The organism is Moraxella sp. CTOTU46934, assembly GCF_031979465.1.
GTDB classification, from domain to species: Bacteria; Pseudomonadota; Gammaproteobacteria; order Pseudomonadales; family Moraxellaceae; genus Faucicola; species Faucicola tetraodonis.
Genome location: NZ_DALZEG010000017.1, coordinates 1 through 26,161, shown reverse-complemented (window position 1 = coordinate 26,161; position 26,161 = coordinate 1). Strand labels below are relative to the sequence as shown.

Below are 26,161 nucleotides of genomic sequence, written 5' to 3'. Positions count from 1 at the left end.
TTGCTCATATCACTCAATTGTTGAGAAATATGTGCTTGTGAATACAGCTTCTAAAGGTTGAGGTATGCCCTGGCGCGGTCATTGACGAGGCTGCACCACCACCTGGACCTGTTACAGCATGTAAGTCGATATTATGTGGCATTTTTGAGGTTGGATGGTTTGAAAGATGGAATTCCACCTCATCGCCCTCACGTACACGGATAAATTGACCCGGTACTTGTCCACCAAACGTCCAGAACATGTAGTCTACACCATCTGCCATACGCATGACTTTTTCAACGGTTTCCATTTTGACCACGACTTTGGCAGGGGTTTTACGAGTGATCGGTGGTGGTACATTAGGCGCGTGCGTCAACACTGCTTCTTCAGTTGCTAGCGCACCGCTGGTAGTCTCTGTGCTTGTCGTTGTGGTAGCACTAGCGGGTGTACTGGCAGATTTGTTGGTATCGGCAGTTGGCTCGCGGTCAGCTTGTGACTTGGGTGCACAGCCTGCCATAAGAATCGACGATGATGCAATCACGGCAGCGATTGCACCTGCTAAGAGAGGTTGGTGGAACTTTGCAGTTTGGCGAGCATTCATGGGATCGTTCCTTATGCTTGGCTATAATGTTTGACTACAATATTTAGCTATAGACATCAGGTGAGGCTGTGAGTTTCTATCCCTTAAATCACTTGAGATACTTCACATTTACCCTGTTTTCTTATAATATATATATTAAATATATCTTTTTCTAAAATCAATCTATTTTGTATGTTTTTGTAGTTTATTTTGAGATTAGCCGAGTCCATCAATTTACACTAGAATTATGGACGCGTTATCAATATAAAAAAGCGTATAATATGTGGTTAGTTATATTCAATTTATGCTGCTCATTAAATAACCAAGTCGTTTGTAACCATACGGATTCATCAGTTATCCTAATAAACCAATTGGACCAATTGACCCAACTGCTCTAAGCTACTTGGTAAATTAAGCTGAACTTTTTTCATCTTAATCTACTCTTTTTTTTTCATAATGTATCTAGTTGTTTTTTTTCGTAACTAAATGTTAGTTGATACCGAGATAATATGAGAATTACCCAATACAGTGACTATGCATTACGCACTTTAATTTATTTAGCCGTCGTCCCAAAACAGCATGAACTTGGCAACATTCAAGCGATTGCCGATAGCTACCAAATCTCTAAGAATCATTTGACGAAGATCGTCCATCATCTGAGTAAGATTGGACTCATTGAAAGTGTACGCGGCAAAAACGGTGGTATTCGCCTTGCGTTTGCCCCAAAAGACATCAACATCGGTACGGTGCTACGCCATACTGAGGTTGATTTTGGGATGGTCGATTGTTTTTTTGGCAATCATTTATCCAAAAAAGATGACGGGGTGACTGATGATGGGGGGAATAGTGCCGATATGACTATCCATGCCGAACAAATTGGTGTAGTAAATTTCTCCCAAGTCAGTAAAGAAATTCCCATCGCCCCACATCATTGGATTGAAAAAAAAGAACAACTGCCCGTTTATTCTAGTTGTGTCATCTCGCCCGTATGCCAACTAAAACCTATCTTGTTTGAAGCGATTGAAGCGTTTTTAACCGTGTTTGATCGTTACTCGCTCGCTGATTTGGTTAGCAATCCTGAAGAGATACGCGCGTTATTATCATGATTTTTGCTAGTAGCGGTAAAAGCGCGATAATCAACGCGCTTTTTTTTATGCGTATTGAATAAAAAAACAGAGCATCCTAGATGCTCTGTTTTTTTATTGACCAATTATACACGATGTGCAGGGGTGGCAGGGTCTGGATTTTCTTCAACCGTGTCAAAAGGCTGTACAGGTACTGCCGCATCAGGCGAACCGATGTTAAATGCCATTTTTACCACTTGCCAAGCCACACTACACCCACCTGCGATAAAGACTAAGTCACTGATGGTGCGAATCCAGCGTAAGGTTTCTAAGAAGTCTTGTTGTAAGAAACCTTCACTACGGGCATACCATAGACCTTGTGTCATGGACGCATAGGCTTGATAAATACCGATTGGTAGTAAGCTAGTCACAATCATACCGACTAAGCCAAGATTCAATCCCCAAAAACCTACTTTCATTAAGCGATCATTAAAGCGGTACTGTGGACGAATGTAGCGCATGACCAGTAGGATAAAGCCAAGTGCTAGGAATCCATAGACCCCGAATAACGCTGCGTGTGCATGCACGGCAGTAGTATTTAAGCCTTGTAGGTAGAATAGTGAGATCGGTGGATTAATCATAAAGCCAAACACACCCGCACCTAACATATTCCAGAATGCCACCGCAACGAAGAATAACACAGGCCATTTTAAGCGATCCATCCAATCTGCATGGCGCTGCATTGACCAATGCTCATACGCCTCATAACCTAACACGACGAGTGGTACGACTTCTAAAGCAGAAAATGACGCACCGATGGCCATAATTGGGGTCGTGGTACCTGTGAAATATAAGTGGTGGAAGGTACCAGGAACACCGCCGAGTAGGAACAACGCACCAGAAGCAATTGATGAAGCAGTTGCGGTACGACGAGTCACCAACCCTAAGTTAAAGAAGATAAAGGCAATCGCAACGGTGGCAAATACTTCAAAGAACCCTTCCACCCATAGATGAACCACCCACCAGCGCCAGTATTCCATAATCGCGATTGGCGTGTGCTCACCGTAAAGTAGCCCTGGACCGTAGAACAAACCAACACAGACCACTGAAGCAATAAACATAAATAGTAAGTTTTTATCGCCGCCTGCTTTGAACGCGGTCAAACCACCACGCAACATTAATACCAGCCAAAATAATACGCCAACCCATTTTAAGATCTGCCAGAAACGACCGATATCAATAAATTCATAACCTTGGTGACCAAACCAGAAATTTAAGTTGTCAGGCATGATTTGATGAATCGCCATGTATTGGCCTGCAAATGAGCCTAAGCACACAATAATTAACGCAACCCAAAGGATGTCCACACCCAATTTTTGGTATTTAGGATCTTTACCGCCATTTAGGATTGGTGTCACGAATAGACCGACTGCTAAGAATGCCGTAGCAACCCAGAATAGTACCGCTTGGATGTGCCATGTACGCGCTAATGAATAAGGAAGAATTTCAGATAAATGGATGCCATAGAAATCTTGACCTTCAACCGTATAGTGCGCAATCAAACCGCCCAAGAAAATCTGTGCAATAAATAAACCCATCACCAAGAAGGCATATTTTGCTAAGGCTTTTTGTGAAGGGGTTAATTCTATCAAGCTTAATGGATCACGTTTTGGCACCGTGAGTTTTACTTCAGCTTCATCATGGTGTAGGAAAGACCAGCCCCAGACTAAGAAACCGACACCTGCAATCAAAAATACCACACTGGCAATCGACCAAATCACGTTTTCAGCGGTTGGTGTATTGTCAATGAGTGGCTCATGTGGCCAGTTGTTGGTATAAGTGGCGCCTGTTTCAGGACGTTCAGCCGATGCGGTCCATGCTGTCCAAAAATAAAAGTCAGCAAGACGCTCACGTTTGGTAAGATCAGGCAAGGTATTTTCTTTCATCGCAAAACTTTCGCGCGATTTTTGGAAATCAGGATTATCACCGTAAAGATCGATATAGTATTGTGCGGTTTTTTCCATCGCCGCGATACGAGTCGGTGACAAGGTTACAGTATCGTTTGCGGCGTTATGCGCGCTACCTTTGCGGTATTCCTGTTTAAGGGCCGCTTCAAGCGGTGCTTTTTGTTCAACGCCTAATTGATCGAACGGTTTTTGATATTGTGCTTGCGCTTTAATATCCAGCCAAGTGGTCAACTCACGATGTAACCAGTCTGCCGTCCAGTCAGGGGCTTGATAGGCACCATGACCATAGACAGAACCTAGCTGCATACCGCCCGTTGATTGCCAAGCAGATTGACCTTTTAAGATATCGTCATTGGTCATCACCACTTGACCCGATTGGTCAACAAATTTTGCAGGAATAGGCGGTGTGGTACGATAGATTTCGACCCCACCCCAACCTAATAGCGAGAAAGTGACAATCAAAATCGCAATCAAGGCTATCCAATGACGTTTAAATTCACCCATTGTCGTTTTCCTTTTTAGCAAAAGTTAAGAGGGTTTTATAAGTGAAACTTGCAACATCATTAAATGTATTTTATTTACATGTATAATGTTACTAGTATGTTTTTAAATTGTCTTATTGGAAATTATAACATATATATAAAATATATGTTAATAGCCAAATGCTATTTTGTATAAAAAAAATAAGCCAGCACGAGGCTGACTTATTTAATTATCTGCTTTAAAAAAGCAATTAGTTTTCTTTGACGAATAGATAGCCTTTACTGCGAACCGTTTTGATACGTTTTGGGTTTTCGGGATCGTCACCAATTTTTGGACGGATGCGAGAAATACGTACGTCAATCGAGCGGTCTTGACCATCATACTCGATACCACGCAGACGTTCAAAAATATCTTCACGCGATAAGATACGACCCGCATTTGATGCCAACAACCACAATAAATCATATTCTGCACTGGTAAAGTCAACAAGCTCATCGTTCAAAGTGACCGAACGACCGCCGTTATCAATAACCAAATCGCCAAACTCAAGACGCTGCGGCACTTCATCGGTTGGCGCGGTATCAGAGCGGCGCAATAGCGCACGGATACGCGCTAATAACACACGCGGTTGAACCGGTTTGGCCACATAGTCATCCGCACCCATTTCTAGACCTAATACTTGGTCCATATCTTCGGTACGCGCGGTTAGCATTAAGATAGGGTTATGAAAATGAGGACGCACTTCACGGCATACCGTCAGACCGTCACTACCTGGCAGCATCACATCAAGCACCACCATATCAGGCTGCTCAGCCACAATACGACGAATCGCACGGTTGCCGTCAGTTTCAATTGCCACATCTAAACCATTTTTACGCAAATAATCTTGGGTCAAAGTGGCAAGACGCTCATCATCCTCTACAATCAATACGCGGGGTATCAACTCTTCTTCTGACATAATTTCCTCCAAAAAAATTTATACATACTCTTAATACTTATATCAGAATATATCTTTATTTATCCAGCAGCAATAAGTAATAAAAGTTTACGCATTACCTGTACTACTACAATATAATTGAATTAATTTAGCGAAAAAATAGCCAATTTAATATTGTTAAAACGTAACTAAACATAAAAAAGTATAAATACCACATATAACAAGATGCAAAAGCATACGATATAAGGTTATCTATTTAATAACTGATAAAATTTTCTTGCTAGCTTTGGTTTAACTAGCTTTGGTTTAAAAGCTAATTAGCAAATTTTTAATCACTCTTTTTTAAGCACTTATATCTTTAACCACCCATAAAAAAACAGTGGTCATAGCCACTGTCTTTAAACACGTCCGCATCAAAATTAGGCACGGTTTTTGAATTTCTTTAAGGTTTGCAATTGTGCCAAAGATTCTGCCAATGCTGCCAAAGCCGCAGAGGCAGAGGTGTCAATATCGGCTTTTTGATTTTGCAAGGTTTGTTCTGCATGGCGACGTGCTTCCAAAATTTTGGCTTCATCTAAGTCATGCGCACGTACTGCCGTATCTGCCAATACCGTCACTAAATGCGGTTGCACTTCTAAAACACCGCCTGATATGTACACCATTTCATCATTGCCATTGCTGGTTTTGATCTGCATGGGGCCTGGTTTTAATAGCGTAATAAAAGGAATATGTCCTGGCAAAATACCGACCTCACCTTCTACACCAGTAGCAATTAACATACTAATCTCACCAGAGTAGATAGTTTCTTTCGCACTGACGACATTACATTGTAAAGTTGCCACAGTTCTCTCCTATGGTATTGCAAAATTAGGTTGATAAAACCCTGTTAATATAGTTTAAACTAACAGGGTTTGATTGAGAAATTAGCCGCGTAGTTTTTCTGCTGCAGCAACCACTTCTTCAATACCACCTTTCATGTAGAATGCTTGTTCTGGCAAGTCATCATACTCACCATTTAAGATTGCTTTAAAGCTTTGAATGGTTTCACGGATTGGTACGTACTTACCTGGTGCACCGGTGAATACCTCTGCAACGTGGAAAGGTTGTGACAAGAAACGTTGGATTTTACGTGCACGGTACACTACTAATTTATCATCTTCTGATAATTCGTCCATACCCAAAATCGCAATAATGTCTTTCAATTCTTTAAAGCGTTGTAACACTTCTTGAACACCGCGAGCAACGGCATAGTGCTCTTCACCAATGACCAGTGGGTCTAACTGACGCGACGTTGAGTCGAGTGGGTCAACCGCTGGGTAAATACCTTGTGAGGCAATATCACGGCTCAATACCACTGTTGCGTCTAAGTGAGCAAAGGTTGTCGCGGGTGATGGGTCAGTCAAGTCATCGGCAGGAACGTATACTGCTTGTACCGAGGTAATAGAGCCTGATTGGGTTGAAGTAATACGTTCTTGTAGTACACCCATCTCTTCTGCAAGCGTTGGCTGATACCCTACTGCAGATGGCATACGACCTAATAATGCTGATACTTCGGTACCCGCTAGCGTGTAACGATAAATATTGTCAACGAACAATAATACGTCACGGCCTTTGCCGTTTTCATCTTTTTCGTCACGGAAGTATTCTGCCATGGTTAAACCTGTCAGGGCAACACGTAAACGGTTTCCTGGTGGCTCATTCATCTGACCATACACCATCGCAACTTTATCAAGTACGTTTGAGTCTTTCATCTCGTGGTAGAAGTCATTACCTTCACGAGTACGCTCACCTACACCAGCAAATACCGATAAACCTGAGTGTGCTTTTGCGATGTTATTGATAAGTTCCATCATGTTAACGGTTTTACCAACACCCGCGCCACCGAACAGACCGACTTTACCACCTTTAGCAAATGGGCATAGTAAGTCAATTACTTTAATACCGGTTTCTAAAAGTTCAGTAGAGTTTGATTGTTCATCATAGCTTGGCGCTTCACGGTGAATCGCCCAAGTGTTACTATGCTCTACCGGACCCGCTTCGTCGATTGGGCGTCCTAAAACGTCCATGATACGACCTAGTGTACCTTTACCCACAGGTACAGAGATTGGTGCGCCAGTGTTGCTAACTGGTAGACCACGTTTTAGACCTTCAGTAGAACCCATGGCAATAGTACGTACGATACCATCGCCCAATTGTTGTTGTACTTCTAATGTAGTTTCTGTGCCTTCAACTTTTAAGGCATCATAAATTCTTGGTACGCTTTGACGGTCAAATTCAACGTCAATAACCGCGCCAATAATCTGTACAATACGACCGCTACTCATTACGCTCTCCTTGAATGTAGGTCAATTATGAAACAGCAGCAGCACCGCCAACGATTTCCGAAATTTCTCGGGTAATCGCCGCTTGACGCAGCTTGTTGTAAACCAATTGTAATTCGTTAATTAAGTTACCTGCGTTATCCGTTGCTGCTTTCATAGCAACCATACGTGCAGACTGTTCAGAAGCAATATTTTCTACCACACCTTGATAGACGATTGATTCAACATAACGTCCCATCAAACCATCAAGCAGCTCTTTGGTAGTTGGCTCATAGATGTAGTCCCAGCTGTATTCACGATTTGCCATGGTTTCATCAACCAAAGACTCAGCCGCAATCGGTAATAAGCGTTGCACACTGGGATTTTGGGTCATGGCATTAACGAATTTGTTATATACCATGTAAATCTCATCAATTTCGCCACGATTATACGCATCAAGCATTACTTGAACTGGCACACTAAGTTGCTCAAAGCTTGGGTTGTCACCATAGTGAGTTTCCGCAGCGATCACCGTACCACCGAATGTTTTAAAGAAGCTCACGCCTTTTTGACCAATCACCGCAAAACGCGTTTCAACCGATTGGCTTTTTTGTTGTTTAACGTGCTGCATCAATTTTTTGAATAAGTTGATATTCAAACCACCTGCAAGACCACGGTCAGAACTGACTACAATATAGCCAACACGATTAACCGCACGAGATACTAGGTAAGGATGTTTGTAGTCTGGTGAAGCTTTAACTAGATGAGAAACCACTCGACGCATGCTATCGGCATAAGGACGACCTAGTTGCATACGTTCTTGGGCACGTCGCATCTTACTCGCTGCAACCATTTGCATGGCGCGAGTAATTTTCTGGGTACTTTTAATACTAGCAACTTTTGCTCGAATTTCTTTTAAACTTGCCATAAATAATCCATACAGCCATGTTTAGTTTCAGTCCACGCCCATTGATATAACATGGACGAAATTTGGAAAAATGAACAAAGTAATCATAACCCCTTTGTTCATTTGTTCTATGACAATGCAGTTCTAAAATTTCAGTAAATCTTAGAATGAATGATTTTGCTTATAGTTTTCAATCGCTGATTTGAATTGGTTTGCGATATCATCATTATAGTTGGCAGTGTTATCAATGTCTGCCATAAAATCACCATGTTGGTCACGTAGGTAACGTAACAAACCTGCTTCAAATGCACCCACTTTGTTGACGGGAACATCGGCTAGATAGCCTTCGTTAGAAGCATAAATTACCGCAGCTTGTTCAGCGATGCTCATTGGTGCGTATTGATTTTGTTTCATCAATTCAGTCACACGTTGACCATGGTCAAGCTGTTTACGGGTTGCGTCATCTAGGTCAGAAGCAAACTGTGCAAACGCTGCCAATTCACGATACTGTGCCAATGCGGTACGGATACCACCTGACAATTTTTTGATGATTTTAGTCTGTGCTGCACCACCCACACGAGAAACTGAAATACCCGCATTCACCGCTGGACGGATACCTGAGTTGAATAAACTTGACTCTAGGAAGATCTGACCGTCCGTGATTGAAATCACGTTGGTTGGTACGAATGCTGATACGTCACCTGCTTGAGTTTCGATAATTGGCAAGGCAGTTAACGAACCTGTTTTACCTGTTACTGCACCGTTGGTGAATTTTTCTACATACTCAGCGTTCACGCGTGAAGCGCGCTCTAATAGACGTGAGTGAAGGTAGAATACGTCACCTGGGTAAGCTTCACGTCCTGGTGGACGACGTAATAGCAATGAAATTTGACGATAGGCTACGGCTTGTTTTGATAAGTCATCATAAATGATAAGCGCATCTTCACCGCGGTCACGGAAGTATTCACCCATAGTACAACCAGAGTATGGCGCGATGTACTGTAGCGCTGCTGGTTCAGAAGCCGATGCAACCACAACCGTTGTATAAGCTAGTGCGCCAGTTTCTTCTAGTTTACGTACCACGTTTGCGATGGTTGAACGTTTTTGACCAACGGCTACGTACACACATTTAATGCCCGAGTGTTTTTGCGCGATGATCGCATCGATTGCCATGGCTGTTTTACCAGTTTGGCGGTCACCAATGATAAGCTCACGTTGACCACGTCCGATTGGAATCATGGTATCAACGGCTTTATAACCTGTCATTACTGGCTCATCAACTGACTGACGGTCGATAACGCCTGGGGCGATTTTTTCAACTTTATCCGTCAACTTGGCGTTAATTGGGCCTTTACCATCGATAGGATTACCCAGTGCATCTACCACACGACCTAAAAGCTCGGGTCCAACTGGTACTTCTAAAATACGACCAGTACAGTAAGCTTTTTGTCCTTCTTGGAGATTCAAGTATTCACCTAGAACAACCGCGCCGACTGAGTCTTGTTCAAGGTTTAGCGCCATACCATATACGCCACCTTCAAACTCAATCATTTCGCCGTACATGGCATCTTCAAGACCATGAATCTGTACGATACCGTCAGATACCATGACAATAGTGCCTTCGTTCTTTGCTGTGGCACCCGCAGTCAGGTCTTGAATTCGCTGCTTAATCAGATTACTGATTTCCGCTGGATTCAATTGTTGCATTGCACTGTTCCTTAATTTTTACTGACTAGAATCAATTTTGTTGAAATTTATGCCGTCAGCTGTGTTTTTAACTGTTTTAATTTGCCACGTACAGAGTCATCGATTACTTTGTCACCGACCTTAATCGTCACACCTGCAATTAGGGCAGGGTCTACATTGACATGTAGTACGACCTTTGCACCTAGGGAGGTAGCAAGTCGGTGTTCAATGAGTTGCTCTTGCACTTGCGTTAATGGATATGCCGACGTGACATATGCATGAACTTCTTTTGCATCAGCGGCTTTTAATAAACCAAAACGCTCATTGATACTGGGTAATAATGCCAAACGATCTTGCTCTGCAAGTTGCGTCAAAAAATTAACAAAAGCATTGGAATCTGCTTGTGCCCCACCTTCAATAGCGGTGCTTAAAGTTTTAAACACGGTATTGCTATCTTCAGGTGAACTTTGGTTATAAAGGTCTTTTAAAGTAGCGACTTTAGCTTGTGCAGCAACTGCTGGATTATTGATATAATCGGCAAATGCTTTATCACTAACGATGGCATTCATCACGTTTAAGTAATCTTGCCACTCATTGACTGACGTGTGCTCTTTAGCATAATCAAATGCTGCTTTTGCATAGGGTCTTGCTAAGGTTGATAAATCAGCCATCATATCCTCACTGTACGGTTGCTACTTATAACTTGGCTGCCAATTGGTTTAGCATATTGGCATGAGTTTCTGGATTGACCTTTTCTTGTAAGATTTTTTCGGCACCGAGTACGGCAAGTTCTGCAACCTGCGCGCGTAAACCTTCACGGGCTTTATTAATTTCTTGATCAATTGCTTCACGCGCTTGTTGACGAATACGTTCGCCTTCCACTTGTGCTTGCACTCTGGCATCTTCAATCATTTGATTAGCGCTTTTGTTCGCTTGCTCAATGAGTGAAGCGGCTTTTGCTTTTGCTGCGATAAGCTCTTGCTCTGCAACTTGTGATGCAGTTGCTAAGTCTGCTTTGGCTTTTTCGGCAGCATTTAGGCCATCTGCGATTTTACGTTGGCGATCCGAAATCGCAGCAACCAAAGGCGGCCACACAAACTTCATGCAAAACATCACGAAGATGGCGAATGCAATCGATTGTCCAATTAGGGTTGCATTGATATTCACTTAGAATCCCTCGTTAATTAAGTTTCTTCAATCCTTGTCCACATAAGATGATGTGGACATTGTACTGATAGTGTACCTATTAACCTAATAAAGGATTTGCGAATAACAATAACATGGCAATACCAACACCGATCATCGGTACGGCGTCAAGAAGACCTGCCACGATGAACATACGAGTTTGCAATTGTGAACCTAGTTCTGGTTGACGAGCGACGCCCTCTAAGAATTTGCCACCTAAGATTGCAAAGCCAATACCCGTACCTAGTGCACCTAAACCGATAAGCAACGCAACGGCGATAACGGTCATGCTTGAAATTTGAGCTACTAATTCTGGAGCCATTGAGATATCCTCATTACTGTTTTGAAATTAATGTTCAGTTTGTGATGCAAGGCTAAGATAGACAATGGTTAGCATCATGAAAACGAACGCTTGCAAAGTGATTACTAAAATGTGGAAGATTGCCCACGGTACTGATAACACCCATTGAATCCAAAATGGCATAAGGGCGATTAACACAAAAATTAATTCACCTGCATACATGTTACCAAAAAGTCGTAAGCCAAGTGAGATAGGTTTTGCGATTAGAGTTACAAACTCTAGGATAAAGTTCACTGGAATCAATAAGATTTTAGCGATTGGGTTTTTTGCGCTAAATGGATGAAGGGTTAATTCACCAATAAAACCGCCAAAACCTTTTTCTTTAATACTATAAAAAATGATCAGTGCAAATACTGAGAACGACATACCAAGCGTCACATTTGGGTCAGTACTTGGTACGACTTTCATGTAAACATGGTGTGGGTTATGTCCTAGCAGACCACCAATTTTTTGTGCAATGACAGGCAAATAATCAACTGGCAGAAGATCCATGAAGTTCATCAAGAAAATCCACACAAAAATAGTCAATGCCAATGGCGCAATAACCTTTGATGTGCCATGATAAGTATCACGAACGTTACTATCAACAAACTCCACAATCATTTCAATAAAAGCTTGCATTTTGCCGGGTACACCCGAGGTCGCTCTTTTTGCCACCATATAAAAAATGGCACAAAAAAGCACCCCTAAACCAATCGACCACAGCATTGAGTCTAAATGAATCGCATTGAAACCCATTTCAGAAGCTTGCTGTTTGGTTTCGGCAACTATCCAACCTTCTGTTGGGTGATTACCGAAAGTCCAGTTTGTCAAGTGGTGATTGATATACTCATTTGAAGTAATTTCTGCGTTTGCTTCTGCCATAATCTTAACTTCTTTTTTATATTGAGCTGATAATAGAGGGAGTTAGCGTCAGATATTTTGTCTAATCACAAAAATTTGTAACTTAACACTATAATCGTATCTAACTGAGCTGATGATACTCAATGAGAAGTGCAAACATGACGTCAAAGGCACATCGAGGCGTTTAAGCAATCTGCTTAACTAAGGTGATGAACCGTGAATAAACAACTTGTTTATCAACGTAATAATATAGGCTATCGACCTACTGTGTTTTGCTTGACTCAAATAAGTGGGTCATCAGTAAAACATATATGCAATTGCTTGAAAACTAATTCTTTTTAGCCAATTAGCGCTGAGCAATCGCACCTTCAAAAAATTTTCACTATATTAATTCAACTGTTACCTTTTTGTAAAGGATTAAATGGATTTATTTGTGATTTAGTTTAGGTTATTTCTGTTATTACCAAATAATTGTAAACAGCTCTTTTTTACCAAGGATTTCGGTACGTGATGATGAGGTAGCTCATTTGCAAAATTAGATAGCCCGCGAATACGGCAATGGCGTTTAACGGTTTTAACAGCAGAAAAATCAGTGCAAACCCAACAATGGTCAACACCCACTTTGCCATATGGGCCTGGTAAAAACGATGAACAATTTGACGACGCTGCTGATAGCCCGATTTGCTCAGGGAAATTTTAGCAAAGATGATTTGACTCACCCACCCTAGCACACTACCGGCTAGCAGATTTTTACTCACCACATACTGGCTATTGCCTTGCCAAACATCCCATGCAATCCCGATGGCAACTAGCCCAAGTATCAGCCATGACTGCTTGTTGATGGATTGTTGGATAGACTGTGGGTCAAATGGCTTGGCAGGTTTTGACATAGCAAAATAAGGGCTAACTGATTGTGGGCAGGAATGATGAAAGTAGTATAGCAGAATCTTGATTAAAAATTTTGCTAAAGGTTGTTTTATCTATGCTGATGTTAATCGCCAGTCATTATCAATAGTGTGTTATTAGACTTGTTATACTGCCCGGTAGTTTTATAGCCGAATCGCTAATTTCTCAGACAAATTATGCGGTTTTCATGCTAAAGTAATTTGATAGTTATTGATGATTTTATTTGATATGACCCAACGTTTTATTCAATCAGCTGGAAGTTCTATTCAAGCAGCTAATAGTCAATCAGCCAATAGTTACGACACAAATTGTCGCCACCTATCTATGTCCATGTGTATGCCACACATGACGGCCGAGCAGGTTGAAGCACAGATTACTCAGATAAAACAAGATTGCCAAGCGCAAGGTTTACGTTTTACTGCGCTGCGAGAGCAAGTGTATCGTTTGATTTTACTTGCCGCGCAGCCCATTGGGGCATATGAATTATTGGATTTGCTGCAAGCAGCGAGCGAAAAAGTCGTCGCACCGCCAACTGTATATCGTAGTCTGGAGTTTTTGCTCAGGCATGGCTTGGTTCATCAATTAAATTCCAGCAAGGCTTTTTTTGCTTGTTCTCAGCCCACCGATCGCCATGTTGCCGCTTTTTTGGTTTGTCGATGCTGTGGCGAGGTGCAAGAGTTTAGCCGCCCATCTATCCAGACCATGCTAACTGAGGTTGAGCAATCGACCAATTTTGCCACTCAGTCAAGCATTATTGAGCTTTCAGGTGTTTGTCAGCGCTGCCAATAGTCACCTTTTTTTATCGAATGCTTAGAATGAGACTCTGCAAACAATTATTTTGCTATTGTGTTTGTCAATTATGAGCATTTGTGATATAAAACATGCCTTATTTGATTGACTTAAGTCAATTAACCGTTGTTTGATAAAGTTGTACTGCCACGATTACCGTCATTATTCTAAGGATAACTGAGTGACGTTACTGCCAAGTTCGATATCACAACACCATGCTGATTACTTTTCAATCATTGAATTAAGTGATCTGCATCTCTTTGATGACCCAAATAAGTTAATGAATGGCGTTAATACCACAGACACATTTGAGTCGGTATTATCCTTGGTCCGACAACAGCGCGATGATGTTGATTTGTTGGTACTGACGGGGGATTTATGCCATGAACCTACCCCGCAAAATTATGACCGTTTATTTGCAGCCTTAGACGACATCAATATTCCTTTTGTAGCTATCCCGGGCAATCATGATGTGACCCTAGAGCTGGATAATCATCTACCTTTTGCCCAGCGCCGTCATTTGCCAGTCAAAGCAGATACTCGCCTGCAAAACTGCTATAGTATTGCCACCGATTATTGGGACTTATTGTTATTAGACTCCTCTTGTGAGGGACACAGTCATGGCAAAATTGACGAGCAGACATTGCGGTGGCTAGCGCAGCAGTTAGCGAACGCCAGTCGCCCTTGTGCAATTTTTTGTCATCATCCGATGGTCTTAATCGATTCAACATGGCTTGATAAATACACCTTAATCAATGCGGAACGTTTTTGGGAAGTCGTAATGCCGTATCTAGACCGCATTAAAGCTATATTTGTCGGTCATATTCACCAAGAAATGCATAAGATTAACTACGGGACATCGGTATTTGGCTGCCCATCGACCAGTCTACAGTTTAAGCCCTTGTGTAAAGACTATACCATTGACGAAATTGCGCCTGGTTTACGTTGGATAAATTTATATAACAATGGGTTACTTGCAACTGGTATCAAAAGAACAGATACTATCTGACTAATTTTTCATGGTTGTTGAACTTATGTTTACAGATTTAATGTCGTGAAAGTTTGGTTAGCTTGTTTATTAAGGTTTTAGCGTTTATTTTAGTTTGATTTCATATACTGGCGAATTGCAGTGTTTAAAGCGTTAATAACGCGATGTCATTGGCTTAAGTGCTGAACTCGTAATGAAATTGTAAACTTAAAATTGTATCACTATCGGTTTTTAGAGGAATTAGCTATGGCATCTGCCCAAAATGAACGTGAATTAAGCTTTACCCCATATCAGCCAGCGGCTGAAGAAGAATATATGAATGACGCACAACTTGCGCATTTTAGAAAAATTTTATTAGATTGGAAAGAGCAGTTAATTAGCGAAGCTGAATCAACCAAATCTTATATTCAAGATGAATCAACGGCGATGCCTGATATTAATGACCGCGCCACCCAAGAAGAAGAGTTTGCGTTGGCACTGCGCACGCGTGACCGTGAGCGTAAACTGATTCGCAAGATTGATAAATCGATTGCCGAGATTGACAGTGGCGATTACGGTTTTTGTGAGACTTGTGGTGTAGAGATTGGTCTGCGTCGTTTAGAAGCCCGTCCAACCGCGACCCAATGTATCGACTGCAAAACGCTATCAGAGATTAAAGAAAAACAAGCATGGGGTCATGCTTAATTTATCAACATCTCCCGTTATTGGTCGCTTTGCTCCCTCTCCGACGGGAGCTTTGCATTTGGGGTCACTGGTGACGGCTATTGCCAGTTACTGTATCGCCAAGCAAGCGCAAGGCAAGTGGCTGGTACGCATTGAAGATACTGATACTGAGCGCTGTCATCCAAGATTTAGCAATTTGATTTTAGCAGATTTGGATCGATTAGGCTTGCACTGGGATGGTAACGTTCGCTACCAGTCGCAACACCTAGACACATATCACGCGTTATTGGATGAGCAACTAAAAGCAGTAAGTTATGGCTGTGATTGCAGTCGTAAATCCCTGCAAACTTATCAACTTGCCCACCCCAACACCCAATACCCTTATCCTAGATTCTGTGTCCATAAGCGGCTATCGCGTGATTATGCCATTCGCTTAGTAATGCCAGATAATTCAATGCTTTTTTTCGATCAGCTGCAAGGGGTAATTTCGGGCAATCCTCAACGAGAACAGGGTGATATTGTGGTCCGAAGGCGGCGCATTAAACCGTCTTTTTCAAAGGCTCAAACAGCCAACAAAGGCATGATTAATTATATGCTTGCAGTGGTAATTGATGACGCGCAACAAAGCGTCAATCAAATCGTGCGGGGTCTGGATATATTACCATTGACGATACCGCAAATGGTGATTGCCGATTATTTAAATTTTCCCCCTAACCAACACTACTACCACTTACCCATTTTGGTGAATGCACAAGGGCAAAAACTGTCTAAACAAACGCTTGCAGAGCCGATTCAATCCTACCCTGCACCCCAACTTATTAAGACCGCACTGCAATTATTACAACAGCCGCCGATTGATATGGATAAACCAACCACGATGCTTGAGCAGGCGGTTTGCCAATGGAATCATACGCCGCTGCAAGGCAAACAGCGTATAAAAGTAGATAGCTTACAAAATCTTTTGGCAACCCATTAATAATAACGACATTGATTGGCAGGAATCGTTGGGCTTTCTTTGATAATTCGCATCAACAATCCGACGATAATGAGATTAACCACCATAGAAGAACCACCATAGCTAAAAAATGGCATGGTCAACCCTTTGGTAGGTAGCATCCCCATGGTCATGCCGGCGTTGACGAAAATTTGCCCAAAAAATAAAATCCCAACCCCAAACGCAAAATAGCTTAAGCGTGTTTGGTGCCGAGCTAGCGCTTGGTAGCTAATGCGCATAACCGTAGTGACCAAAATAATTTGTAACACCAGTAAAAACGACACACCCATCAAGCCTAACTCTTCACCGGTAATCGCTAGTAAAAAGTCGGTATGCGCCTCCGGTAAATGGGAGAGTTTTTGGATACTTTCCCCATAGCCGACACCAAACCATTCACCGCGGGCAAAGGCTACAATACTGCGACCTAGCTGATAGTCACTATTTTTCAAGTCATCAAACGGATCTAAAAACGAGGTTACCCGTTTTAGTCGGTAACTTGCCCCCATAATCGCCATGGTGCCTGCCAAAAACATGGCACCCATGATGATGAAAAACTGGCGCATGGGTAAGCCGCCGACAAAAATCATCGCTGCAATACAGGTCGCAATAATCACCACCGAGCCGAAGTCAGGCTGCAACATGATAAATAAGATCAGCCCCATGGCTATCAGTGTTAGCCGCAAAAAGCCTTTCCAATGATTACGAATTTCTTCTGATCGGCGCACCAGATAATCTGAGGTGTACAAAATCATCAACAATTTTGCCAATTCAGAGGGCTGAAAATTGATACCACCCAGTTCAATCCAGCGTTTACTGCCGTTAATCACTGACCCACCGATTAGGGTATAAATAATCAGCAACAGACAAGCCAGCAGCGCATACATAATGAAATCTAAGCGAAACGTCTTGCGAAGTGGGATAAAATATACCAGTAAACCAAGAACTGCACCGATTCCCATGTACGCCAATTGGTGATAAAAAAAGTAAAAATCACCCAGTTTTTTGGTTTGTGCAAAAGGTATTGATGCGGACGCCACCATCAACAGACTAAATACCATAATGGTTGCTACCGTGGTCAATAGCACCGAATTAATGGGCGGAATCCACTGGCGGCTTTTCTTAGCAGAAACGCTATTAGCTGAGAGGGATGAAGAAAGTGACGAAGAAGTCGAATGGGGCGCGGGCATAACAAAACCTAAATATTAAAAATACACTAGCGAATGATTATTGGGGTTTGACTAAGCGTTGAAAAACTTGTCCACGTTCCACATAGCCACTAAACTGATCAAAACTTGCACAAGCGGGTGATAGCAATAATACGCCTAAAGCGGGGAATGTTGGCTGGTCTTGCCAAGCTTGACTGACCGCTTGTTCCAGGGTTTGGCATTTGGTTAATACAATCCCTGCAGGATTGTGAGCATCTAAACCCGCTGATGCCAAATCAGCCGCGATTTTATCGGCATCTTCTCCAATAAAGTACACCACTTGCGCATAATCCATCAAGGGTTTTGCCAGTTCAGCAAAGTTTTGACCTTTACCTTGCCCGCCCAAAATCACTGCAAGTTTTTTGCCTTTGGGCGCATATACTTTACCTAGCCCCAAAATTGCCGCGATGGTCGAGCCAATGTTAGTGCCTTTGGAGTCGTCAAAACAATCGAGCTGATGGGTGGTTGTGATAAATTCACAGCGATGTGGCAACCCAACAAAGTTTTTTAATGTTGTTAACATACTGTCTAGCGGCAGACCTGCTAGCTCGCCAATTGCTAAGGCTGACAGCGCATTCATCAAGTTATGCTCACCTTTGATCGGCACGTCTTTTTCATTGAGCAACCGCTCGCGACCCCGTGCTAGCCAGATTTCACCATCGCTATCTTTTATCAATCCGTACTGATTCATATCAGGTGCGTTACTACCAAAGCTAATGGTGGGCATATCATCGGATACTAACGGGCGACTAAGCAAGTCCTCGCGGTTGACCACAATGGATTGCACGCCTTGGAATATTCGGTGTTTGGCTTGGTGATAGCCGAGCATATTGCCATGGCGATCTAGATGGTCAGGCGACATGTTAAGCACGGTGGCTACTTTGGCGGACAAATTGGTGGTGGTCTGTAGTTGAAAACTGGATAACTCAAGCACCGCCATCTGTATGGGCTCAAGTAACAAATCAAGCGCGGGCGTTCCTAAGTTACCACCGACACCGACTTTAAACCCCGCATTTTTGACCATCTGGCCAACCAGGGTGGTGACAGTGCTTTTGGCATTAGAGCCGGTAATCGCAATAATCGGAATTTGTCGCTGTTTAGCTACCTCATGGAACAATTGAATATCACTGACAATCGCGATTTTTTTCGCACGTGCGCCATCAAATATAGGCAAATAAGGGTCAATACCAGGACTGATGATAATGCGATCTGCCACTGCCAACAGCTCGCCATCTAATGCCCCAAACTTGGTCACTATATCGGTTGGCAAGTGCTCGGCAAGTTTGGGCAGACCGGCATCGGTGACCGCTACGGGGTAGCCAAGCGCGTGTAAATAGTTGACTGCCGACAAGCCTGATTTGCCAAGTCCAACCACCACTTGTAAGCCATTGCCACGTTGAATCATGCTCGATGCTGATGGCATGCTTTGGTTGGTTGAAGCAGGTGAAACGGCTGATTGAGTGGCTGAGAGTTGGCTCACGAGAATTCCTTGTAACACTTAAACTTATAATACTTAAACTTGTAACACTTAAATAAGGGTACCGCTAGAGAAGGCAATAACAATACTTGCCGTATAAGCTAAAAACGTTTTCTATCATACCATTTTATGACAAAAAGTTTTGCGATTAAATGTGAGTTTTCATGTTTTGTAGTGACCGCAATAAAAGGCGGTTTAAATGCTACGATTTTTGCGATGAAGATATACTTTTGATCTGTATTACTCAACAAATTTAACGATTTTAGGCAGTAAAATGCACTTTTTTGGTGCAATTATTTTGTTTTTATCGCCAATTATTAAAATAACTCTAAAAATTATCTACAAAATCGTTAATGGCGCCCAAATAACCTTTTTGGTGCAATAACTGATTTACATTAGAGGAATTTTTATTTTTTGGTTATAATAAAATTACGCTTTCTGTGTGATGGTCGCATTGAAATCACCAAAAAGTTTTTGCTTTATTTTCAATAGGTTGTATTTTTTACCCCCTTAAAAATAGGACGTTTCTGAAAGTTGGCATAGCTTTTGAATTATCGAAACTACCATTTTCAACATGCTTTACGAATGCTGTTTAGGGTAATCGCTATTAAGCCACTACAGCAGATAGTAACTAACCCAACCATAAGCGGCACTTAAAAGGAAATTATTATGAAATTAATTACGGCTATTTTAAAACCGTTCAAACTAGATGATGTACGTGAGTCACTCTCTGAGATTGGTGTTCAAGGTATCACTGTTACCGAAGTAAAAGGTTTTGGCCGTCAAAAAGGTCATACTGAATTGTATCGTGGTGCTGAGTATGTGGTTGATTTCTTACCGAAGGTTAAGTTAGAAATTGCGGTGACTGACGAAATGGTTGATGCAGCGATTGAAGCTATCACTCGCGTGGCTAGCACGGGCAAAATCGGTGATGGCAAAATCTTTGTATCACCATTAGAACAAGTGATTCGTATCCGTACTGGTGAAACAGGCGCTAATGCTATCTAACACTATCATGACTGTCGTTGCCGCAGCGCTTGTTAACTTTTAAAGTCGACCATCCTTTAAAAATTAACCAAGACCTATCAAGCCGCTTAACGACTATCTCAAATAATTTTAAGGGGGTTACGATGAATGCCGTCATTACAAGGGCAGCTTTTGCCAAATTTTTACAGCCACTAGTATCTACTAAATCAATTTTATCGTTATTGTTGTTATCTCCATTGGTGGCTCATGCTGCTGACACGCCTACGCTAAATGCAGGCGACACCGCTTGGGTATTAATTTCTACCGCATTAGTGCTCCTAATGACTATTCCAGGGTTGGCATTGTTTTACTCAGGTATGGTGCGCAAAAAGAATATTTTAGGGACGATGGCACACAGTTATGGTGCCACGGCGGTAGTATCTATCATTTGGATTGTGTTGGGTTATTCGCTGGCGTTTGGTAGCAGCGATTTTAATCAATTTATTGGCGGTTTTGATAATGCATTGTTATCTAATATCGGGCTGGGTGATTTAACCGGTACCGTACCCACCCTGTTATTTGTCACTTTTCAAATGACCTTTGCGATTATCACTGTGGCAATCTTAGCAGGCTCGATTGCTGAACGTATTAAATTCAGTAGCTTTATGGTGTTTACTGCCCTTTGGGTATTATTGGTGTATGCACCGATTTGTCACTGGGTTTGGGGCGGCGGCTGGTTGATGGCAGATGGTGCGCTAGACTTTGCAGGCGGTACGGTCGTGCACATTAATGCCGGTGTAGCAGGTATTGTGTTGGCGGCGGTTTTAGGTAAACGTAATGGCTATAACCGTGACCCGATGGCACCTTCAAACTTGGCTTTAACCTTAATTGGTACGGGTTTAATTTGGGTAGGTTGGTTTGGCTTCAATGGCGGTAGTGCGTTGGCGGCAAATGCATTGGCAGGTAATGCGTTACTTGTCACTCAAGTAGCGGCAGCGGCGGGGACATTAACTTGGTTTGCCATCGAAAAATTAGTCCGTGGTAAAGCCTCTGTACTGGGCGGTGCATCAGGTGCAGTGGCGGGTCTAGTCGGTATCACCCCAGCGGCAGGTTTTGTAACGGTAGCAGGCGCATTAGCGATTGGCATCATCACTTCATTGGTTTGCTTTTATGCAGTCAACTATCTCAAACGTCTGTTAAAAATCGATGATAGCTTGGACGCGTTTGGATTGCATGGCGTTGGTGGCATCGTCGGCGCCATATTAACAGGCATCTTTGTGAGTCCTGCTATCACTGGCAAACCACTGGCTTTATCGACTATGGGTCAAGTGTGGGTACAGTTAGAAGGCGTGTTCGCGGTTATCATCTACTGCGCGATTGTGACTTTCATTATTGCTAAAGTGATTCAATTAACCATGGGCTTACGTGTCACTGATGAAGATGAATACACCGGTCTTGATTTAGCCGTACATGGCGAACGTATCGAATAGACAAAGAATGATAAATATAGGCTGATTCAATCAGCCTATTTTTTTATCTAACCATACCAAAAGACTCTACAAAACTTGCGATTGAACAAATAAAAAAGCTAGATATCACTATCTAGCTTTTTTGATATTTCAAATCAGTAGCGATTATTTAATTTTTTTCCAAGTTTGGCTGCCTTTGACTGGAACAGATAAAGTCAAGGTCGAACCACTTACTGAAATATCTGCACCTAACCCAAAGCCCCAACGTGGGTCTTTTGCTTTACCTGTATATTTGCCATTACCCGCTGCTTTAACGTCTGTTAACACAGTTTTACCAACAAAAGATTTTGCTTTTTCAGTATTACCCGCAACGATTTTACCGGTGAAAGTACTACCTGTTTGTGAGATTTGAACTTGGGCTTTTGGTTGATTGTCTTCATAAGTTTGCCAAGTACCCACAATTGGATCGGCAGCCATAGCAGCAACACTTAAAGTAGAAAGAGCAACACCAACGCTGATTGATTTAAGAGAAATTTTCATAACAGTTCCTTCTGTAGCGCACTGCAAAAAATTAAGGGAAGCGAGATGCAGTGCTATTGAACAACATTATAGCTAAAATGGTTTTGAGGTAAAGATATTTTTTGATACGCAAAAGTTACTCATAGTTCTCTACATTCTTACAGGGCAAAATTTCTCATTTTTTTTATATTAATTAATTGATTTTTAAATAATTATTTTTTTTAAAAATTTCAAAAGCGTAAACTGACTAATCAGTCATTTGTGTATAATTACCATTTTTAGGACTTAAATAGGCTTAATATCCATTCAAAAATAGTCAAGACTAAATTAACTAAGACTAATAAAATTTGCTGGTTATCGGGTTCTGATTTTGGCGTGTTTTTGTTTTTTGTAGTGCTCGAATAGTCATCGATAGGCAGCGTCATTGCCGTTTTTTGTACCTTCCCTGATAACCCTGGCATGGCATCCACGCCTATTCTTACCGCAAGTTCATCCAGACTAATGATTTCCACTCGCTGACTATCATCATTAGGGACAAAATAAACCCCTGCTTGTTGTAGACTTGGAATATAAATCGCTTTGTACAGATGACTGGGTACTAATATATTGTTATTGATTTTCTTAACCCGATTACTGATAAAAGCCACCCCTGTCACCACATAGATACGATTGTGTTTGATCGCTAGGTAACGGGTACGGGACTCAATGTCTCGCCAAGTGCTACGATTATTGACAGGATTTTGCGGTACAATGTTGGCAAGGCTAAAGCTGTCATATTGTGATTCAAGCGTACTCATATCTGCATTCGGCGCTAGATGCCCACGATCATAAGGTACGTTACGATAATCAGCTAAATAGCCTTTAACCCGATTAGGCAGCTGACTTTCCTCGTGAAAATTATTAACCCTAGATAACTCGCTCGCTTTTTCAATACGCGCTCGTGTCAAATACTCCGCTGACCATAAAGCGGTTTTACTCAGTGACGAATACCCTACAGCAAAGCCATTTAGACATAAATAATAAATCTCAAGTGGTTGATTCGAGAGTGGCTGTGGACTTTGTTGGTTAGCATAGGTATTGCCACATTGATTGAGGTGCTGTTTGCGATAATCTAAAGAGCTGCTTGAATGTGCCCATAAGGGCAATAAGGATAAAGCTATCACTACTAGTGTCTGTGACAGTGATTTGTGTGAAAAACGCTGATAACCACTCATACGCTATAAAATACCAACTCTAGCCATTGATGAAAATTGATTAATTATACATGACATTTGGCATTATTTTGGGTAAAATAAGCGTCCGTTTTGCGATTACCTATATTTTGGAGTTGCAACTCGATTGGAAACGTGGCTGAGTGGTCGAAAGCGCACGCCTGGAAAGTGTGTATACGTTAATAGCGTATCGAGGGTTCGAATCCCTCCGTTTCCGCCAAATAAACAAAAAGCTAGCTTATTATTAAGCTAGCTTTTTTGTTGCGGGGTTGATGAATTACGCTAAATCACGCACATTAGGTTCACGATCCCATTCACGCGATTTGGCCTTCTCGATAAAGGTCTCTATTTCCTTTAAAGCCACCACACTGGCATCTTTCTCAATATGCTGGGGAATCAGAATAAATTCATCCGTCGCACCACAATAAGCAATCGCTTTTAGATGGGCGTGCGCGTCTTTAAACCACGCAATCGCCTCACTCACTTTGGCTAGTTTTTTCGCTTGCTCTGGCATAATGATACTAACGATTGCATCAAACAAGACAGAAGGTGAACCCGCCAATTGACCGTCAGCCGCAATGGTTTCACCATTGTTTAACGTAATACTAATTTTTGGCGCTACAATAAAGGGGGTTGCCTTTGCTGCTGTAATCGCTGCTTTATATTTTTCAAGCATTTCTGCATTTGAATCATCTGCGACTAAAATAGCGACTTTACGACCTTCAAGCGTTGGCTTGGCTTTGCCAATCAACTGTAAAGCTGGTGATAATGGCAAATCTTGCACCGGAACCGTTGGCTCAATCGGTTTTGGCACTGGTTTCATGCCTAACCCATCGGCCACGCGTTTACCCAATGTTTCATCAACCGTTAGCAGCTGTGCAACCATGCGTTCACGGATATAGGGTGTCTCAACTTTTGAAAGCTCAAACACAATCGCTGAAGCGATATGCGCCTGCTCAATAGGGGTTTGACTACGATAGAACATACGCGGCTGACTATAAAAGTCTGCAAAGCTTTCTGCACGGATACGACCTTTAACCGCATCGTTATTTTGAGTTAAATCATCTGTAAATGATTTAAACCCAATTGACGGATTTTCACGCGGTTTTTCTGGTTCCAAACTTTGTGGTTCATAAGCGACGCGACCTTTAGGAATTTGCATCTGCATATGGCCATCACGCTGCATATTATGGAATGGACATTTTGGCGCATTAATTGGTAGCTGGGCAAAATTTGGTGAGCCCAAACGTGACAACTGGGTATCTAGGTAACTAAATAAACGACCTTGTAGCAACGGATCATTACTAAAGTCGATACCTGGTACGATGTTTGCTGGGCAGAAAGCCACTTGCTCTGTTTCCGCAAAGAAGTTATCGGGATAACGGTTTAATACCATTTTACCTACGATTTCAACAGGAACTAATTCTTCTGGAATTAATTTGGTTGCATCCAAATGATCAAATGGGAATTTTTCTGCTTGTTCTTGGGTAAAGATCTGCACACCAAAGTCCCAAACAACTTCGTCACCATTTTCAAACAAAGTTTCAAATAGATCACGACGATGATAGTCTGGATCAGCACCGGCAACTTTCACGGCCTCATCCCACACATGTGATTGAAGCTGCAAACGTGGACGCCAGTGATAACGGAAGAATACACTTTCGCCTTGGGCATTAATAAAGCGATAGCTATGGATACCAAAGCCCTCAATCATGCGTAAACTGCGAGGAATAGCGCGATCACTCATCGCCCATAGGTAGTTATGTAAGGTTTCAGGGTTTAACGAGATAAAATCATAAAAGGTATCATGCGCTGATGCCGCTTGTGGGAAACCACGATCAGGCTCCATTTTTACAGCATGAATAATATCGGGAAATTTAATCGCATCTTGAATAAAGAACACAGGGGTATTATTACCCACTAAATCCCAGTTACCTTCCTCTGTATAGATTTTGACGGCAAAACCGCGAATATCACGCGGCGTATCAATCGATCCCGCACCACCGGCTACCGTTGAAAAACGAGCAAATAATGGGGTTTGTTTGCCCACCTCTGTTAATACCTTAGCTGTAGTAAATTGCTCTAATGATTTAGTTAATTCAAAATAACCATGGGCTGCCGTACCACGAGCATGTACAACACGCTCAGGAATACGTTCATGGTCAAAATGGGTAATTTTCTCGCGTAAAATAAAATCTTCCAGCAATACAGGCCCCCGGCGACCTGCCTTTAGCGAATTCTGATTATCTGCAATAACAATACCTTGCTGCGTAGTTAAATTGGTTGAATTATTATCAGCCTGCTGATGAGTTTCACCAGCATTGCCTTGCTGAACATTCATATTTGGCTCTGGTTTAACGGGCTTTTGTGTCATTTTTTATCCTAGATATTTAATTATATTTGTAATTTTTTAGAAAACATCAAATGTTCACCTAAGGTTAAAAAAGGATCGACATTGATGTAATCAGTATATAGGATTCAAAAATTTACAGTGTGAAAATGCGTAAAGCTATGTAACAAATAGGTTATTAATGCAGCATATAAAAAGAATAAAACTAACATCATAATACTGCATGTTATTTTGACAAAAAAAACACCCCCTTACATTAGTAAGGGGGGGTGATTTAGAATAGGGAGCTGACGATGACCTACTCTCACATGGGCGAACCACACTACCATTGG

Annotated in this window: 24 protein-coding genes and 1 tRNA gene; 8 read left to right on the top strand and 17 right to left on the bottom strand. The window is 42.0% G+C overall.

Annotation, left to right across the window (positions count from 1 at the left end; translation table 11 throughout):
* Positions 1–13: 13 nt before the first annotated feature.
* The gene (locus RTN07_RS10645) at positions 14–580 is read right to left on the bottom strand and encodes a multicopper oxidase domain-containing protein (protein WP_312177917.1); all 567 of its coding nucleotides are present in this window, start codon (positions 578–580) and stop codon (positions 14–16) included.
* 488 nt (positions 581–1,068) lie between these two features.
* Here RTN07_RS10645 and RTN07_RS10640 point away from each other — a divergent pair, with 488 nt between their 5' ends.
* Positions 1,069–1,665 carry an Rrf2 family transcriptional regulator gene (locus RTN07_RS10640; protein WP_160002698.1) on the top strand — a complete coding sequence of 199 codons (597 nt, stop codon included), beginning with the start codon at positions 1,069–1,071 and terminating at the stop codon, positions 1,663–1,665.
* A 104-nt stretch (positions 1,666–1,769) separates the two neighbouring features.
* On the opposite strand, the gene RTN07_RS10635 is transcribed toward RTN07_RS10640, so the two are convergent.
* From RTN07_RS10635 to RTN07_RS10585, 11 genes are all read right to left on the bottom strand, one after another.
* Positions 1,770–4,094 (bottom strand): nitric-oxide reductase large subunit, encoded by a 2,325-nt coding sequence (locus tag RTN07_RS10635; protein WP_312177914.1) that lies wholly within the window; start codon positions 4,092–4,094, stop codon positions 1,770–1,772.
* Positions 4,095–4,323: 229 nt separating this feature from the next.
* A complete protein-coding gene (locus RTN07_RS10630; protein WP_007115827.1) occupies positions 4,324–5,031 on the bottom strand; it encodes a response regulator in 708 nt (235 codons plus the stop codon).
* A 398-nt stretch (positions 5,032–5,429) separates the two neighbouring features.
* The gene (locus RTN07_RS10625; RefSeq protein WP_095356438.1) at positions 5,430–5,852 is read right to left on the bottom strand and encodes a F0F1 ATP synthase subunit epsilon; all 423 of its coding nucleotides are present in this window, start codon (positions 5,850–5,852) and stop codon (positions 5,430–5,432) included.
* Between the two features lie 81 nt (positions 5,853–5,933).
* Entirely contained in the window at positions 5,934–7,334 is a 1,401-nt protein-coding gene (gene atpD / locus RTN07_RS10620) for a F0F1 ATP synthase subunit beta (RefSeq protein WP_095356437.1), read from the bottom strand.
* Between the two features lie 25 nt (positions 7,335–7,359).
* Complete coding sequence (gene atpG / locus RTN07_RS10615) at positions 7,360–8,238, bottom strand: F0F1 ATP synthase subunit gamma (RefSeq protein WP_312177912.1); 879 nt, start codon at positions 8,236–8,238, stop codon at positions 7,360–7,362.
* Positions 8,239–8,379: 141 nt separating this feature from the next.
* A complete protein-coding gene (gene atpA, locus RTN07_RS10610; RefSeq protein ID WP_007115823.1) occupies positions 8,380–9,924 on the bottom strand; it encodes a F0F1 ATP synthase subunit alpha in 1,545 nt (514 codons plus the stop codon).
* A 47-nt stretch (positions 9,925–9,971) separates the two neighbouring features.
* Positions 9,972–10,574: a F0F1 ATP synthase subunit delta gene (locus RTN07_RS10605; protein ID WP_007115822.1), complete on the bottom strand. Its 603-nt coding sequence runs from the start codon at positions 10,572–10,574 to the stop codon at positions 9,972–9,974.
* 25 nt (positions 10,575–10,599) lie between these two features.
* Positions 10,600–11,070, bottom strand: a complete 471-nt coding sequence (locus RTN07_RS10600) for a F0F1 ATP synthase subunit B (RefSeq protein WP_144918689.1) — start codon at positions 11,068–11,070, stop codon at positions 10,600–10,602.
* Positions 11,071–11,149: 79 nt separating this feature from the next.
* Positions 11,150–11,410, bottom strand: a complete 261-nt coding sequence (gene atpE, locus RTN07_RS10595; RefSeq protein WP_100269247.1) for a F0F1 ATP synthase subunit C — start codon at positions 11,408–11,410, stop codon at positions 11,150–11,152.
* 27 nt (positions 11,411–11,437) lie between these two features.
* Positions 11,438–12,313 carry a F0F1 ATP synthase subunit A gene (gene atpB / locus RTN07_RS10590; protein ID WP_007115819.1) on the bottom strand — a complete coding sequence of 292 codons (876 nt, stop codon included), beginning with the start codon at positions 12,311–12,313 and terminating at the stop codon, positions 11,438–11,440.
* Positions 12,314–12,780: 467 nt separating this feature from the next.
* Positions 12,781–13,182, bottom strand: coding sequence for an ATP synthase subunit I (locus RTN07_RS10585; protein ID WP_282850538.1), 402 nt, complete (start codon positions 13,180–13,182; stop codon positions 12,781–12,783).
* A gap of 352 nt (positions 13,183–13,534) precedes the next feature.
* On the opposite strand from RTN07_RS10585, the gene RTN07_RS10580 reads away from it, so the two are divergent.
* From RTN07_RS10580 to gluQRS, 4 genes are all read left to right on the top strand, one after another.
* Positions 13,535–13,987: a Fur family transcriptional regulator gene (locus RTN07_RS10580; RefSeq protein WP_312177909.1), complete on the top strand. Its 453-nt coding sequence runs from the start codon at positions 13,535–13,537 to the stop codon at positions 13,985–13,987.
* A gap of 181 nt (positions 13,988–14,168) precedes the next feature.
* Complete coding sequence (locus RTN07_RS10575; protein WP_312177907.1) at positions 14,169–14,996, top strand: metallophosphoesterase; 828 nt, start codon at positions 14,169–14,171, stop codon at positions 14,994–14,996.
* Positions 14,997–15,221: 225 nt separating this feature from the next.
* On the top strand, positions 15,222–15,659 hold the full coding sequence (gene dksA / locus RTN07_RS10570) for an RNA polymerase-binding protein DksA (protein ID WP_036594643.1): 438 nt from the start codon (positions 15,222–15,224) through the stop codon (positions 15,657–15,659).
* Positions 15,652–16,614 carry a tRNA glutamyl-Q(34) synthetase GluQRS gene (gene gluQRS, locus RTN07_RS10565; RefSeq protein ID WP_312177905.1) on the top strand — a complete coding sequence of 321 codons (963 nt, stop codon included), beginning with the start codon at positions 15,652–15,654 and terminating at the stop codon, positions 16,612–16,614. Before dksA ends, gluQRS begins: the two co-directional genes overlap by 8 nt.
* Here the strand turns inward: gluQRS and ftsW are convergent.
* Positions 16,611–17,819, bottom strand: a complete 1,209-nt coding sequence (gene ftsW / locus RTN07_RS10560; RefSeq protein ID WP_312177903.1) for a putative lipid II flippase FtsW — start codon at positions 17,817–17,819, stop codon at positions 16,611–16,613. The genes gluQRS and ftsW overlap by 4 nt on opposite strands.
* A 37-nt stretch (positions 17,820–17,856) precedes the next feature.
* The gene (gene murD / locus RTN07_RS10555) at positions 17,857–19,260 is read right to left on the bottom strand and encodes a UDP-N-acetylmuramoyl-L-alanine--D-glutamate ligase (protein WP_312177919.1); all 1,404 of its coding nucleotides are present in this window, start codon (positions 19,258–19,260) and stop codon (positions 17,857–17,859) included.
* Positions 19,261–19,983: 723 nt separating this feature from the next.
* Between murD and RTN07_RS10550 the strand changes: the two genes are divergently transcribed.
* Together RTN07_RS10550 and RTN07_RS10545 are read left to right on the top strand one after the other, a co-directional pair.
* A complete protein-coding gene (locus RTN07_RS10550) occupies positions 19,984–20,322 on the top strand; it encodes a P-II family nitrogen regulator (protein WP_007115809.1) in 339 nt (112 codons plus the stop codon).
* 122 nt (positions 20,323–20,444) lie between these two features.
* A complete protein-coding gene (locus RTN07_RS10545; RefSeq protein ID WP_409455562.1) occupies positions 20,445–21,770 on the top strand; it encodes an ammonium transporter in 1,326 nt (441 codons plus the stop codon).
* A gap of 144 nt (positions 21,771–21,914) precedes the next feature.
* On the opposite strand, the gene RTN07_RS10540 is transcribed toward RTN07_RS10545, so the two are convergent.
* Entirely contained in the window at positions 21,915–22,289 is a 375-nt protein-coding gene (locus RTN07_RS10540) for a DUF2147 domain-containing protein (protein ID WP_095356427.1), read from the bottom strand.
* A 257-nt stretch (positions 22,290–22,546) separates the two neighbouring features.
* Positions 22,547–23,482: a DNA/RNA non-specific endonuclease gene (locus RTN07_RS10535; RefSeq protein WP_312177901.1), complete on the bottom strand. Its 936-nt coding sequence runs from the start codon at positions 23,480–23,482 to the stop codon at positions 22,547–22,549.
* Between the two features lie 126 nt (positions 23,483–23,608).
* Here RTN07_RS10535 and RTN07_RS10530 point away from each other — a divergent pair.
* Positions 23,609–23,699: transfer RNA gene (locus RTN07_RS10530), tRNA-Ser, on the top strand.
* Positions 23,700–23,756: 57 nt separating this feature from the next.
* Here RTN07_RS10530 and RTN07_RS10525 read toward each other — a convergent pair.
* Positions 23,757–25,853 (bottom strand): catalase, encoded by a 2,097-nt coding sequence (locus tag RTN07_RS10525; RefSeq protein WP_095356425.1) that lies wholly within the window; start codon positions 25,851–25,853, stop codon positions 23,757–23,759.
* Between the last annotated feature and the right edge of the window lie 308 nt (positions 25,854–26,161).